General features: G+C 72.4%; 11 protein-coding genes, 1 tRNA gene and 2 pseudogenes. 8 read left to right on the top strand and 6 right to left on the bottom strand.

The window, feature by feature from the left end:
* The first annotated feature begins 57 nt into the window (after window positions 1-57).
* Window positions 58-1,473 carry a cysteine--tRNA ligase gene (gene cysS / locus ID554_RS17640; RefSeq protein ID WP_117229067.1) on the top strand — a complete coding sequence of 472 codons (1,416 nt, stop codon included), beginning with the start codon at window positions 58-60 and terminating at the stop codon, window positions 1,471-1,473.
* Window positions 1,473-2,594, top strand: a complete 1,122-nt coding sequence (gene rlmB / locus ID554_RS17645; RefSeq protein WP_117229068.1) for a 23S rRNA (guanosine(2251)-2'-O)-methyltransferase RlmB — start codon at window positions 1,473-1,475, stop codon at window positions 2,592-2,594. Before cysS ends, rlmB begins: the two co-directional genes overlap by 1 nt.
* A 77-nt stretch (window positions 2,595-2,671) precedes the next feature.
* Here the strand turns inward: rlmB and ID554_RS17650 are convergent, their stop codons facing one another.
* Complete coding sequence (locus ID554_RS17650; protein WP_117229069.1) at window positions 2,672-3,763, bottom strand: ABC transporter ATP-binding protein; 1,092 nt, start codon at window positions 3,761-3,763, stop codon at window positions 2,672-2,674.
* A 325-nt stretch (window positions 3,764-4,088) separates the two neighbouring features.
* Between ID554_RS17650 and ID554_RS17655 the strand changes: the two genes are divergently transcribed.
* From ID554_RS17655 to ID554_RS17665, 3 genes and pseudogenes are all read left to right on the top strand, one after another.
* Window positions 4,089-4,165, top strand: a tRNA-Thr gene (locus tag ID554_RS17655).
* A 110-nt stretch (window positions 4,166-4,275) separates the two neighbouring features.
* A complete protein-coding gene (locus tag ID554_RS17660) occupies window positions 4,276-4,584 on the top strand; it encodes a hypothetical protein (protein WP_117229070.1) in 309 nt (102 codons plus the stop codon).
* A 93-nt stretch (window positions 4,585-4,677) separates the two neighbouring features.
* A pseudogene (locus ID554_RS17665) lies at window positions 4,678-5,178 on the top strand (enoyl-CoA hydratase/isomerase family protein); the annotation flags it as partial.
* 9 nt (window positions 5,179-5,187) lie between these two features.
* On the opposite strand, the gene ID554_RS17670 reads toward ID554_RS17665, so the two are convergent.
* On the bottom strand, window positions 5,188-6,714 hold the full coding sequence (locus ID554_RS17670; protein ID WP_117229071.1) for a hydroxysqualene dehydroxylase: 1,527 nt from the start codon (window positions 6,712-6,714) through the stop codon (window positions 5,188-5,190).
* Between the two features lie 145 nt (window positions 6,715-6,859).
* Here ID554_RS17670 and ID554_RS17675 point away from each other — a divergent pair.
* Window positions 6,860-7,210, top strand: a pseudogene (locus tag ID554_RS17675) (TrkA family potassium uptake protein); the annotation flags it as partial.
* Window positions 7,211-7,229: 19 nt separating this feature from the next.
* Here ID554_RS17675 and ID554_RS17680 read toward each other — a convergent pair.
* The gene (locus tag ID554_RS17680) at window positions 7,230-7,961 is read right to left on the bottom strand and encodes a phosphatase PAP2 family protein (protein ID WP_191088904.1); all 732 of its coding nucleotides are present in this window, start codon (window positions 7,959-7,961) and stop codon (window positions 7,230-7,232) included.
* A 135-nt stretch (window positions 7,962-8,096) separates the two neighbouring features.
* On the opposite strand from ID554_RS17680, the gene ID554_RS17685 reads away from it, so the two are divergent.
* The gene (locus ID554_RS17685) at window positions 8,097-9,308 is read left to right on the top strand and encodes a DUF4032 domain-containing protein (RefSeq protein ID WP_117229073.1); all 1,212 of its coding nucleotides are present in this window, start codon (window positions 8,097-8,099) and stop codon (window positions 9,306-9,308) included.
* 9 nt (window positions 9,309-9,317) lie between these two features.
* On the opposite strand, the gene nagA is transcribed toward ID554_RS17685, so the two are convergent.
* Genes nagA through ID554_RS17700 form a run of 3 tightly spaced genes read right to left on the bottom strand, consistent with a single transcriptional unit; the run spans window position 9,318 to window position 12,426 of the window.
* The gene (gene nagA / locus ID554_RS17690) at window positions 9,318-10,427 is read right to left on the bottom strand and encodes an N-acetylglucosamine-6-phosphate deacetylase (protein ID WP_117229074.1); all 1,110 of its coding nucleotides are present in this window, start codon (window positions 10,425-10,427) and stop codon (window positions 9,318-9,320) included.
* Window positions 10,427-11,446, bottom strand: a complete 1,020-nt coding sequence (locus tag ID554_RS17695) for an ROK family protein (protein ID WP_117229155.1) — start codon at window positions 11,444-11,446, stop codon at window positions 10,427-10,429. The genes nagA and ID554_RS17695 overlap by 1 nt, the downstream gene beginning before the upstream one ends.
* Before the next feature lie 50 nt (window positions 11,447-11,496).
* A complete protein-coding gene (locus ID554_RS17700; protein ID WP_117229075.1) occupies window positions 11,497-12,426 on the bottom strand; it encodes an SIS domain-containing protein in 930 nt (309 codons plus the stop codon).
* Between the two features lie 247 nt (window positions 12,427-12,673).
* Between ID554_RS17700 and ID554_RS17705 the strand changes: the two genes are divergently transcribed.
* A complete protein-coding gene (locus ID554_RS17705) occupies window positions 12,674-13,459 on the top strand; it encodes a DeoR/GlpR family DNA-binding transcription regulator (protein WP_117229076.1) in 786 nt (261 codons plus the stop codon).
* Window positions 13,460-13,501 lie beyond the last annotated feature (42 nt).

The raw sequence follows: 13,501 nt of genomic DNA on the forward strand, positions 1-13,501 counted from the left end.
CAGCGTACGACCCGGCTCCGGCGGACCCGGAAAACGACGGACGGCTACCCTTGTACGGTGACGCTACGCCTGTATGACACTGCCACCCGATCGGTGCGGGACTTCGTCCCGCGGGAAGCCGGCAAGGTGGGGGTCTACCTGTGTGGTCTCACTCTTCAGGCAGCGCCGCACATCGGCCATCTCCGTTCCGGCGTCAACTACGACGTGTTACGGCGCTGGCTGCTGGCCGCCGGCTTTGAGGTCACCTTCGTCCGCAACCTGACCGACATCGACGACAAGATCCTGGTCAAGGCGCAGGAGCAGGCGCAGCCGTTCTGGTCGATCGCGTACGCCAACGAGTTGAAGCTCGCCGAGGCGTACCGGGCGTTGAACGTGCTGCCGCCGACCTACGAGCCACGGGCCACCGGGCACATCCCGGAGATGCACCAGCTCATCGCGCAGTTGATCGACCGGGGGCACGCGTACCCGGCCACCGACGACTCCGGGGACGTCTATTTCGACGTGCGCTCCTGGTCGGCGTACGGCGCGTTGTCCAACCAGTCGCCGGACGACATGCTCTCCACCTGCGAGGGCCCCGCGCGCGGCAAACGGGATCCGCGTGACTTCGCGCTCTGGAAGGGTGCGAAAGCGGGCGAGCCGGCCGACGCCTACTGGCCGTCGCCGTGGGGACGGGGTCGTCCCGGCTGGCACATCGAATGCTCGGCGATGTGCTGGCGCTACCTCGGCGCCGAGTTCGACATCCACGGCGGCGGGCTGGATCTGATCTTCCCGCACCACGAGAACGAGCTTGCCCAGTCGCAGGCCGCCGACCTGCCGTTCGCCCGGTACTGGGTGCACCACGGCCTGCTCGGCATCGGCGGGACCAAGATGGGCAAGTCGCTGGGCAACACCCTCGACCTCGCCTACGTCGCCTCGCTCGGGGTACGCCCGATCGAACTGCGCTACTACTACGTGGCGGCGCACTACCGTTCCCGGATCGACTACTCGGAGGACGCGCTGCGGGAGGCGGCCGTCGCGTACCGGCGGATCGAGGGCTTCGTCCAGCGGGCCGTCGAACGGGTCGGCGTCGGCCAGGTCGGCGAGGTGCCGGCGGCGTTCGCCGCGGCGATGGACGACGACCTCAACACCTCGGTCGCGCTGGCCGTGCTGCACGACGTGCTGCGCGACGGCAACACCGCCTTCGCCGGTGCGGACGATGTGACCGTCCGCACGACGCTCGCCGACGTCCGCGCCATGCTGGCTATCCTCGGCGTCGACCCCCTCGACCCGGTGTGGACGGGCGGCACCCGGGCGAGCGACCTCCGTGGTGTGGTGGACTCCCTGGTCGCCCTGGCCCTCGAACAGCGTGCACAGGCCCGGGTCCGCAAGGACTGGGCCGCCGCCGACGCGCTGCGGGATCAACTCAAGCGAGCCGGCGTGGTGGTCGAGGACACCCCGCAGGGCCCGCGTTGGACAATTGGAGAACATGACTGATGGCCGGCAATTCGCAACGCCGTGGCCGGCGGATGACGTCGAAGGCGGGGGCCCCGAAGGGCTCCGGCGGCAAGAACCGGGACTCCCTCGCCGGGCGTGGCCGGACCCTGCCGGCCGACGAACGTCCCTGGCACAAGGGCTACTCGGGCACCGAGAAGCTGCCCCAGCGCACCGCCTGGAAGCAGGAGAAGGAGCGCCGGGCGGCGGCCGAGGAGGGGCGCGCCCCCAAGATCGGCACGCCCGGCAGCAAGGACACCACCTGGGGTCGGGGCGGCGGTCGGGGTACGCCTGCGGCCAAACCGGCCCGGGGTAAGCAGCCTGCCGGGCGCGGCGGCCCCCGGGTCGCGCCGGGCCGCAAGTCGAACCCGGCGAAGGACACGCCGGAGCTGCTGGTCGGACGCAACCCGGTGCTGGAGGCGCTGCGCGCCCAGGTGCCGGCCACCGCGCTTTACACCGCGCAGGGCATCGACGTCGACGACCGGATGAAGGAGATCGTCCGCACCTCGGCCGACCGGGGCATCGCGATCATGGAGGTCAGCCGGGCCGAGCTGGACCGGATGACCGGTGGCGTGCTGCACCAGGGCGTCGGCCTCCAGGTGCCGCCGTTCGCGTACCAGCCGTTCGAGGACCTGGTCGCCGCCGCGGTGGAGCAGTCCGCGCCGCTGCTGGTGGCGCTGGACGGGGTCACCGACCCGCGCAACCTCGGCGCGGTGATCCGTTCGGCCGCCGCGTTCGGTGCGCAGGGTGTCTTCGTACCCGAGCGGCGGGCCGCCGGGATCACCGCGACCGCCTGGCGGACCAGTGCCGGCGCGGCGGCCCGGGTGCCGGTGGCACAGGTCACCAACCTGACCCGGGCGTTGAAGGCGTGCCAGGACGCCGGGTTCCTGGTGGTCGGCCTGGACGCCGACGGCGAGTCGGACCTCTACGCCCTGGAGGCCGCCGTCGGCCCGCTGGTCGTGGTGGTCGGCTCCGAGGGGCGGGGGCTGTCCCGCCTGGTCGGGCAGACCTGCGACCTGACCGTCAGCATCCCGATGATCTCCGAGGTGGAGTCGCTCAACGCGAGCGTCGCCGCTGCGGTCACGCTCGCCGAGGTGGCGCGCCGCCGCGCCGCCGAGCTCTGACCTGCCGCCACGACCCACCGGGAGTACGCGGAAGGGGCGGTCCGCCACCGGCGGACCGCCCCTTCGTGGTTGCTACGTCAGATCCGCTTGCCGTTGACGGCGTGGAAGACGTGGCTGCGGCCGGTACGCGGCTTCACGAAGATCGTGTCGCCCATGTTCGGGCTGTGCTGCCGGTCAGTCCGCACCACGAAGCGCTCGGAGGAGCCGTCCAGGGCGGCGTGCCCGTAGACGTTGGCGTCCGAACCGAGGTCCTCGACCAGCTCGACGACGACCGGCATGCCGCCCTCGGTCGGGCTGACGATGTCGCAGTCCTCCGGGCGGAAACCCACGGTCACCTTGCCGTCGCCACCCTCGGCGCGGGCCGCCTCGGTCTGCTCCCGGGTCAGCGGGACGAACATCTCGGCGAACGACGCGCCCTGCTCGGTGAGCGCCACGGTCTTGATGTTCATCGCGGGCGAGCCCATGAAGCCGGCGACGAAGACGTTGGCCGGGGTGTCGTAGAGCGCACGCGGGGTGTCCACCTGCTGGAGCACACCGTCGAGCATGACCGCCACCCGGTGACCCATGGTCATGGCCTCGACCTGGTCGTGCGTCACGTAGACGGTGGTGACGCCGAGCTTGGCCTGGAGCGAGGCGATCTGGGTACGGGTCTGCACCCGGAGCTTGGCGTCGAGGTTCGACAGCGGCTCGTCCATGAGGAAGACCTGGGGCTCCCGGACGATGGCCCGGCCCATCGCGACACGCTGGCGCTGACCACCGGAGAGCGCCTTCGGCTTGCGGCTGAGGTACTCCTCCAGCTGGAGCAGCGCCGCCGCCTCCTTGACCCGACGGTCGATCTCGGCCTTGGGGGTCTTGCGCAGCTTGAGCGCGAACGCCATGTTCTCGTACACCGACATGTGCGGGTAGAGGGCGTAGTTCTGGAAGACCATCGCGATGTCGCGGGCCTTCGGCGGAAGGTGCGTGACGTCCCGGTCGTCGATGTGGATCGCGCCGTCGTCGACGTCCTCCAGGCCGGCGAGCATGCGCAGGCTGGTGGACTTGCCGCAACCGGAGGGGCCGACCAGGACGAGGAACTCCCCGTCGCCGATCTGAAGGTCGAGCTGGTTGACCGCGGGGCGTTCGGTGCCCGGGTAGATCCGGGACGCCTTCGCGTACGTGACCGTAGCCATGAGGGGGACGCTTCCTTTCACCGGCAGGAACGTGCCGGACGATCCGAGTGAAGGAGCGACCGGCGCGGGTGTCCCGATGCCGGCGCCACGGACGACGTGAGGCGAACCCCGGTGTCGTCCGTGTCACTGCACGGTAAACGGCTTTCGCCACGATGCCAAGGTTCGCCGACGGTTGATGGGACTGAGAGCATTCGCATTCCGGTCACTCGGGCACGCTCGGACACGAATCGACGCCCGCAGGTCGGGATGTTGACGTTTCCCGTGCTCGGGACCCCTGCCAAGCGGGAAAAGCAGACGTCGGTCGCTATGCTGACCGGGAAACAACGCCCCTGTAGCTCAGCTGGCCAGAGCACCCGCCTTGTAAGCGGGATGTCGCCGGTTCGATCCCGGCCGGGGGCTCCATCCATATCGCGCACGGAACACCGGGCGACACCTCGTCGTGGGCGGGCGTTCAGGCGGGCCGAATACCGTCCGCCTGAACCCTGCCGCCACGACCAGGGACGCCCGCCGACGTGCACCACGCCAACCACTACTACGGGCACTCCCACGTGCTGGCCCGCTACTGCGGACTCGACGACCGGGCGCCGCTGCGCGTATCCGGCTACCTGCAACACGGCTGGAACATCGGTGACGGGATGGCCCCCGACCACGAGTTCGTACCCGGGGTGCCGTTGTTCCTTCCACGGCTGGGGCCGACGTTGGCCGCGCTGCTGACCGCCGCCGGGGAACGCACGCTGGTGGTCGGCCGCACCACCCCGAGCTGCTCGACACAGGACGTGCGCGCATGGTGGCGCTGTCAGGCGTGGGCGGCCCGCCGGTGAATGCCGGGCAGCTACCAGACGTACAGCTCGGGTCACCGGACGGGCGGCGGGGTCGGCACCGGTGCGGGTTACCCTCGGGGCCGTCGACTGCCGGCCGACTTCGCCAAGCCGACCGTCGCCGCTGTGCGGGGCGCCTGCGTCGGCGGTGGCTGCCTGCTGGTCGTCGCCTGTGACCTGCGGCTGGCCGCCGACGACGCCCGGTTCGGCGTACCCCCGGCCCGGCTCGGCCTGGTCTATCCGGCGCCGGCCACCGAGCGGCTGGCCCGGCTGGTCGGCCCGTCGGCGGCCAAGCACCTGCTCTTCACCGGCGAGTTGGTCGACGCCGACCGGGCGCTGCGCATCGGCCTGCTGGACGAGGTGCTGCCCGGCGCCGACCTGGCCGCGCAGGTCGGCGGACTCACCGCGACGATCGCGGAACGCTCGCAGCTCAGCGTCGCCGCCGCCAAGGAGATCGTGGACGGTCGGGCGGATGTCGAGCGCGTCGCCTGGTGGCACGGGCAGGCGCGGGACAGCGGCGAGGCCCGGGAAGGTGTCGCCGCCTTCCACGAGCGGCGTGCGGCCCGGTTCGGCTGGACCCCGCCGAGGGCCGGCTGACCCAGCCGCTCAGGGGCGGGCGAGCAGGCCCCTGGGGCGTACCGAGAGGATCGGCTCGGCCGCGCCGCCCTCGGCCCGCAGGATGTGGTTCGCGGCCAGGATGCCGGTGGCCGCGGACCGCTCCATCAGCGCGCTCGGGAAGTCGGTGCGGATGCCGTCGCCGGCCAGGTAGAGCCCGGCGGCGTCGGTGCGCACCCCGGGCCGTGCCGGATGGCTGCCGGGGGTGAAGGCGGGGGCCTTGGCCTCCACCCGGGCGCGCCGCTCGCGGACCCGCAGCCGGTGCGTCTCCGGCCAGAGCGCGCCCAGCTCGGCCCACATCCGGGCGGCAAGCTCGTCGGCGGGCACGTCCGGATCGCAGGCGTACGCGTGCAGCTCGATCACCGAACCGCCGGTGTGCGCGGACCAGCGTCGCGGCTCCTCCTCCAACCGGTGGTACAGGGTCACCGAGTCCAGCGTGGCCTGCCGGGACACCCCGTTGAAGATCGCCCGATCCGCGGCGACGTCCCCGTCGCACCAGTGCCTCGCCACCGCGTACGGCGGACCGGGCCGACCGTACGCGGGCATCGCCGCCGCCAGGCCCGGTGCCGCCTCGGCCAATGCCGGGGACGCGGCGACCAGGTCGGCCAGCGCCGGCGGGTCGACGGCCAGCACCACGTGCCGGGCCGGGTACGAGCCGTCGGCGGTGCGTACCCGCCAGCCGCTGCCCTCCCGCTCCAGCGCGGTCGCCGCGACACCGGTGTGCACGTGCCCGCCGTGGCGTTCCACGTGCCGGGACAGCGGCTGCCAGATCGCGGTCGCGTAGTCCTCGTCCGGGCAGTCGAAGGCCAGCCCTTCAGGGTTGCCGAGCAGATAGAAGTGGAACTGCGCGATCATTTCGGCGGCCGACATCCGCGCCTCGTGGTTGAAGAACGAGTGCGAGAAGACCTCGAAGAGCATGGCCCGCGCGCGGTCCGGCAGCCGCAGCGAGGTGAGCAGCTCGTCGGCGGTGCGGTGGTCGAATTCGGCGTAGGTCCGTTCCGGGTGGTAGGTCAGCAGCGGCAGGGCGGCGTCGCGGTCCATCGTGCGCAGATCGCGCAGCCGCAGGCTGGGGCTGCGGGCCAGCAGGGTGAGCAGGTTGGCCGGCGGGGCGGGCGGCAACCGTCCGAACTCCTCGGTCGGCCACTCGGCGCTGAGCACCGGGTAGCCGGGCACCGGTCGCAGGAAGCGGAGCGTCGGATCGATCCGACGCAGGATGTTGCGCCAGTTGTAGTACTGCCGGAAGAAGGCGTGGAAGCCGTGTTCGTCGACCTGCCGGGTGCCGTCGGCGAGGGTGTCGGGCCAGGCGCCGAGCCGGCCGCCGAGGGTCGGCGCGGCCTCCAGCACCGTCACCTCGACTCCGCGTTCGGCGAGCACCACCGCCGTGGACATCCCGGCGATGCCGCCCCCGACCACCACCGCGTCGACCGGATGCGGCACCCGGGTCGCGCCACCGCCGCCCGGGTCCATCTGGTGCGGCCGTACGCCGATGAGCCGACCGAACACCTGTGACAGCTGCACACCGCACCTCCCCATCGCCCCTGAGTCTGCCCCGAGGCGCTCGGTGCCGCCGCACGTGTTAGGAAGGGACCCTTGTAATACACGAGGCGTTAGCAGGGGACCCTTCCTTTCACCGGAACGCGACCGGCTGTTTACCATGCGAAGTATGGCGGAGCCGCTGCTCGATCGTGCCCGGCGGGCAGGCCGCCGGTTGCGGGTCAACGGGGAGGCCCGGGCGCACTACGTGGTCTGCGGCCAGGATCCGCTCGCGTACTGGGTGGTGCGGGCGATGCTGGCCAGCGAGACGCAGACCGGGCGGCTGCGGATCACCCTGATCGTGCCCGAGCGGCAGCGTTCGCCCGGCCCGGACGGGCGTGACCTGCCCGGCATCGAGATGATCCCGGCCGACCGGCTGGACGAGGCCACGTTCCGCCGGGCCGAGCTGGCCGGCGCGGCCGGCCTGGCCCTGCTGCAGCAGGACGACGTGGGCAACATGCAGGCCGCCCTCTGCGACCAAGTGACCGGCTAGAGGCAGCCTAGGGGCGTTCGATGAACGGAGCGCTCCAATCGCGTAGCCGACCAGGGAGCGGCAGTCCGTCCCAGGGGACCCGGTGCAGCAGCCGGTCCAGCAGCAGGCCCAGCAGCAGGGCGGCCAGCCCGTCGGTGAGCCAGTGGAAGTTGAGGTAGGTGGTGGTGACCAGCAGGATCGCCGGGGGCGCGTACCGGACCAGCCGGTAGAGCCCGGTCGAGAGCCGCCCGGCGGTCAGCGAGAGCAGCAGCACGGCGATCACGCCGTACCAGACGATCGCGTTGGCCACGTGTCCCGACGGGTACGACATCGAGTAGGCGTCCGGCGGCAGTTGGTGGAAGATCCGCACCGCCTCCTCCGGTGCCAGGAACGGCTCCTTGACCGAGGCGGTCGGTGCGGCCCGGTCGGTCCAGAGCTTGAGCGGGCCGATCGTCAGCATGGTGACCACGAACGCGGCCCCCACCAGCAGGAACGGCCGGATCGTACGGCGCCGCCAGGCCACCGCCACCGCCAGCCCGCCGGAGAGCGGCAGCAGCAACCCGCCCCCCTGACCGAGCAGGTTGAACGCCCGGGCGGTCCAGTACAGCGGGGTCGGTGCGTGGGCGAAGGCCCACTCGCTCACCGCGAGGTCGAGACCATACAGCCGGCCGGTGGCCAGCACTGCGGTCAGCGCCGCGAACCCGGCGATCAGCAGTGCGTCGAACCACCAGCCGGCCGGGTGTACCGGCGTCGGACGCAGCCTCCGGGGTGTCGTTTCCCGCACGCCGCCACGCTACCGGCCCGTCCGGACGGGCGGACCGTGCCTCCGGGTCGGCACTGTGGGGCCGACCACGCGGGGAAGCGTTCCGGGCGGCGAGCCGTCAGACTTGACGCCGTGCGGATCACTTCGGCCCTCGTAGACCCGGCGCTGCTCGACCTGCCCTGGTCGACACCGCTGGAGGAGTGGCCGGCCGAACACCTGGTCGCGCTGCCGCAGGGCATCTCCCGCCACGTGGTGCGCTTCGTGCGCCTCGGCGGGTTCGTGTACGCGGTCAAGGAGACCGGCGAGCGGGTGGCCGAGCGGGAGTACGACCTGCTGCGGGCGCTGGAACGGATCGACTTCCCGTCGGTGCAGGCGGTGGCGATCGTCGCCGACCGGCAGTCCGACGCCGGTGACCCGCTCGACCCGGTGCTGATCACCCGGCACCTGCAGTTCTCCCTGCCGTACCGGGCGCTGTTCTCGCACACGCTGCGTCCGGAGACGATGGGTCGACTGCTGGACGCGCTCGCCGCGCTCCTGGTCCGGATGCACCTGACCGGCTTCTTCTGGGGCGACTGCTCGCTGTCGAACACGCTGTTCCGCCGGGACGCGGGCGCCTTTGCCGCGTACCTGGTCGACGCGGAGACCGGGGCGCTGCGCAGCACGCTCTCCAACGGCCAGCGCGGCGAGGACCTGGAGATCGCCCGGGTCAACATCTTCGGCGAGGCGCTCGACCTGGTGGCCGCCGGCCTGCTGCACGACTCGATCGACCCGGAGGTGGTCTGCGAGGAGGTCGTGCAGCGGTACGAGCGGCTCTGGCACGAGATCACCTACGAGCAGCAGGTGGAGCGGGACGCCCGACACGACGTCGAGGGGCGCATCCGGCGACTCAACGAGCTGGGCTTCGACGTGGCCGAGGTGGCCATGTCGACGATCGACAACGGGCGGTACCTGATCCGGCCGAAGGTGGTCGACGCCGGCTACCACCACCGGCGGCTGCTCCGGCTCACCGGCCTGGACGCCGAGGAGAACCAGGCCCGCCGGCTGCTCAACGACCTCGACGCGTACCGGGCGGAGAGCGACCTGATCGACGAGCAGCAGGCCGCCCACCGCTGGCTGACCGAGGTGTTCGAGCCGGTGGTCCGGGCGGTGCCCGCGCACCTGCGGCGCAAGCTGGAGCCGCAGGAGCTGTTCGCCCAGATCATCGAGCACAAGTGGCTGCTCTCCGAGGAGGCCGGCCGCGACGTCGGCATGCGGCACGCCGTGCACTCGTTCCTGGCGGATGTGCTGGTGCACCGTCCCGACGAGCAGGCGGTGCTCGGCGTGGAGATCCCGGCACCCCGCTGACCGGCCGGGTCACTCGATCCAGTCGCCGCCGCGCATCACCCGGACGACCCGAAGGTCGTCGTCGAGCACCACCAGATCGGCGCGCAGGCCGGGCTGGAGGGCACCGACCTCGGCACCGAGGCCGATCGCGAGGGCCGGCGTGGTGGACACCATGCGAACCGCGTCGGGCACCGGGACTCCGGCGGCCACCGCGTTGCGCAGCGCCGCGTCCATGGTCAGGGTGCTGCCGGCGATCGCGCCGTCCCGGGCCAGCCGGGCCTCCCCGTCGGTCACGGTGACCGCCTGCCCGCCCAGCTCGTACTCGCCGTCGGGCATACCGGCGGCGGCCATCGCATCGGTGATCAACGCGCACCGCTCCGGACCGGCGGTGCCGGTGGCGAAGGTCAACGTCCCCTGGTGCAGGTGCACCCCGTCGGCGACCAGCTCGCACACCACGTTCGGGGCGGTCAACAGCGCCACCACCGGTCCCGGCTCGCGGTGGTGCACCGGACGCATCCCGTTGAACAGGTGGGTGCCGACGTTCGCCCCGGCCGCCACCGCGGCGACGGTCTGCTCGTACGTCGCGTCGGTGTGCCCGACCGCGGCGACCACGCCGTGCCGGGTGAGCACACCGATGGCCTCCAGCGCGCCCGGGCGCTCCGGTGCGAGGGTCACCATCCGCACCGATCCGTCACCGAGCTTGATCAGCTCGTCCAGCTCGTCGGTGGACGGGTCGCGGAGGAACTCCGGGTTCTGTGCGCCGCACCGCGCGGCGGACAGGTACGGCCCCTCGAAGTGGATACCGGCCAGCACACCGTCGCTCACCAGCGGCGCGAACGCGGTGGTGGCCGAGCGCATCAGGTCGAACGGTGCGCTGACCAGGCTGGCGAGCAGGCTGGTGGTGCCGTGCCGCAGGTGGAACGCGGCGGCGGCCCGGGCCTGGTCGGCGTCGCCGGTGGTGAAGGTGTGCCCGCCGCCGCCGTGGGTGTGCATGTCGACGAAGCCGGGAACCACCCAGTGGCCGTCCCGGACCGCCGGGTACTCGGCGACAGCGCTGATCCGGCCACCCCTGACCTCGACACAACCCTGCCGGATCACCCCGCTCGGGGTCACCACCTTGCCGTTCACCCGTACGGTCATCACGTCTCCAGCCTGTCGAGGGCGAGCAGGGCGGCGCCGAGGCAGCCCGCCTCGTCGCCGAGGGCGGCCGGGACCAGTCGCGGCTCCCGGTGGAACGTCAGCCGGTCCCGCAGCGCCGTACGCAGCGGGTCGAACAGTCCGGCGCCGGCCTGGGCGAGCCCACCGCCAAGGACGATCGTCTCCACGTCGAAGAGGGCCTGGCCGGTGGCCAACCCGTCGGCCAGCGCCGCGACGGCCTCCCGCCACACCCGGCCGGCGAGCTCCTCACCGGCGGCCGCCCGGGCGGCCACCTCGGCGGCGCTCACCATCGTCGGGCGCGTGGCGGGAGCGGTGGCGGACCCGCCATCCGACCCGGCACGCCCGGTGGCGGCAGCACTCGACCCGGCGTGTTCGGTGACGGACCCGTCGGTGGTCGGCGTGGCGGCGGACCCGGCGGCACCGGAGGCGGTGCCCGGCGTGGCGGTGAGCGCGGCGTAGCGGCGGGCGACGGCCGAGGCGGAGGCGACCGACTCCAGGCAGCCGGCCCGGCCACAGCCGCACGGCGGGCCGTCCGGGCGGACCAGGATGTGGCCGAGCTCGCCGGCCGCACCGTGCGCGCCGGTGGCGGCCGACCCGGCGACCACGTGCGCGGCGGCGATGCCGGTGCCGATCGCCACGAACAGCACGTGTCCGGCGTCGCGGCCGGCGCCGAGGCGTGCCTCGGCGAGCCCGCCGGCCCGCACGTCGTGCCCGAGCGCCGTGGGCAGGCCGAGCCGTGCCGTGGCCAGCGTCCGCAGGGGTACTTCCCGGAACCCCACGTTCGCCGACCAGACCGCGACGCCGCGTGCCTCGTCGACGACGCCCGGCACCACGATGCCGAGAGCGGCCGGGGCGAGGCCGTCGGCGCGGGCCTTGTCGGCCAGCCCCTCGGCCACGGAGAGGATCGTGTCGACGACGGCTTCGGCGCCCCTGGCCGCCTCGGTGGGGTGCCGTTCGGCGTGCACCACGGCACCGTCGGGCCGGATCAGCGCGCACTTCATCCCGGTGCCGCCGACGTCCAGCGCGACGACGACCCGCTCGTGGTGTGCCGTCACGTGAGTACCACGGACCTGCTCAGGTGCCGAGGTGCGTCGGGGTCGAGGGCGCGACTGGTGGCCAGGGCGACGGCGAAGCGTTGGGCCAGGATCAGGTCGGCCATCGGGTCGACCGGGGTACGCCCAGCGGCCCAGCGGCCGAGCACGGTACGGACGCCGTGGGTGCGGCTGTGCGCGAACGCGGCACCGGTGGCGGCGACGTCCTCGGGCAGCCCGTCGGGCAGCTCGCCGAAGGCCCAGACCAGCCGGCCGGGTGCGGCCACCGAGATCGGACCGTGTCTATAGTCCATCGCCGGGTACGCCTCGGCCCAGAAGGTGGCCGCCTCGCGGCACTTGAGCGCCGCTTCCTGGGCCAGCCCGATGGTCCAGCCCCGCCCGAGGAAGGTGACCTGCTCGATCAGGGTCGGGTCGATCGGCAGCGGGGCGCGGACCGCGACCTCCGCGTCGGCGACCAGCGCGGTGATGTTGTCGCCCAGGTGGGCGCGGAGCAGCGCCAGCGCGGTGGTGGGGAAGCGGGTCTGGATGACCGAGCGCTCGTCGGCGAAGGGCATGGTGACGCTGGCGTCGGCGATCTCGACCGCCGGTGAGGCGGGGTCGCCGACCAGCACGGTGGTCGGGATCCGCCCGCGAACCGCGGCGAGCAGGTCGAGCACCTCGGTCGTGGTGCCGGAGCGGGTGATCGCCAGCAGCCGGTCGTACCGCCGGCCGGTGGGGAACTCGCTGGCCTGGAAGGCGTCGGTCTCGCCGTGCCCGGCTGCCTCGCGACGGGCCGCGTACGCGGAGGCCATGAACCACGAGGTGCCGCAGCCGACGACGGCGACCCGTTCGCCGGGGCGGGGGAGTCGGTCGACCACCGAGGGGGCCAGGTCGGCCGCCTGGCGCCAGCAGTCTGGCTGACTCGTGATCTCCGCGGAAACGTACGCCATGAGAACTCCTCGCAGGCCAGCTCGCTGCGTAATGCCCTTCGTTGCGCAGTGCAGCTTGTTGCGCAACGCGGCTTCGTTGCGCAATACGGCTCGTTAACCGCATCTTTCGAGCGCCATTCTGCTCGAAACGCGGCGGTAATGGCAACCGCAGGGGTGAACGCGCAGGATCAGGTTTTGCCCTAGCGTAGTTTCGCGCACTACTGTGCACGCAACCAATCACGGATCGTGCAGTGACGGAGGCTCCGGGGTGGACCGCTACGCGAGATGGAACGCCCTGCTCGAAATGCTGACCGACTCCGGCCGGGTCACCGTCGAGGAGGCCGCCGACCGCCTGGACGTCTCGCAGGCCACCATCCGCCGCGACTTCGACCAACTCGCCCAGCAGCAGATGATCACGCGTACCCGGGGTGGCGCGGTCGCCAACGGTGTCTCGTACGACCTGCCGCTGCGGTACAAGACCGCCAAGCACTCCGCCGAGAAGCAGCGCATCGGCGCCGCCGCCGCAGCCCTGGTGTCGCCGGGCACGGTGGTCGGCCTGAACGGCGGCACCACCAGCACCGAGGTGGCGCGGGCGCTGGCCGTCCGTCCGGATCTCAACACCAATGCCGAGGGCGCGCAGTTGACCGTGGTCACCAACGCCCTGAACATCGCCAACGAGCTGCTGGTGCGGTCCCGGATGAAGGTCGTGGTGGCCGGCGGCGTGGTACGGCCGAAGTCGTTCGAGCTGGTCGGCCCGCTGGGCGGAGCGCTGCTGCGCGAGGTCACCCTGGACGTGGCGCTGCTCGGGGTGGATGCGATCGATCCGCAGCTTGGCGCCGCCGCCCACCACGAGGGTGAGGCGGCGATGAACAACCTGATGGTGGCGCGGGCCAAGCGGGTCGTGATCATCGCGGACTCGTCCAAGCTGGGCGGTCACGCCTTCGCCCGTATCTGCCCGGTCGACCGGGTCGAGACGCTGGTCACCGACTCAGGTGCGGCACCCGAGGTGGTCGATGCCTTCCGCGCCGCCGGCGTCCACGTCATCTGCGCCTGACGTGTAAGGAAGGGCCCCCTCCTAACGCCTCCGGTAGAGCAG

It is taken from the genome of Micromonospora craniellae (genome assembly GCF_014764405.1).
Taxonomy (GTDB): domain Bacteria; phylum Actinomycetota; class Actinomycetes; order Mycobacteriales; family Micromonosporaceae; genus Micromonospora; species Micromonospora craniellae.

Coding starts and splice junctions, on each gene's coding strand:
- rlmB (WP_117229068.1), top strand. CDS start 1,473: ATGGCCGGCAATTCGCAACGCCGTGGCCGGCGGATGACGTCGAAGGCG.
- ID554_RS17650 (WP_117229069.1), bottom strand. CDS start 3,763: ATGGCTACGGTCACGTACGCGAAGGCGTCCCGGATCTACCCGGGCACC.
- ID554_RS17695 (WP_117229155.1), bottom strand. CDS start 11,446: ATGAAGTGCGCGCTGATCCGGCCCGACGGTGCCGTGGTGCACGCCGAA.
- ID554_RS17700 (WP_117229075.1), bottom strand. CDS start 12,426: ATGGCGTACGTTTCCGCGGAGATCACGAGTCAGCCAGACTGCTGGCGC.
- nagA (WP_117229074.1), bottom strand. CDS start 10,427: ATGACCGTACGGGTGAACGGCAAGGTGGTGACCCCGAGCGGGGTGATC.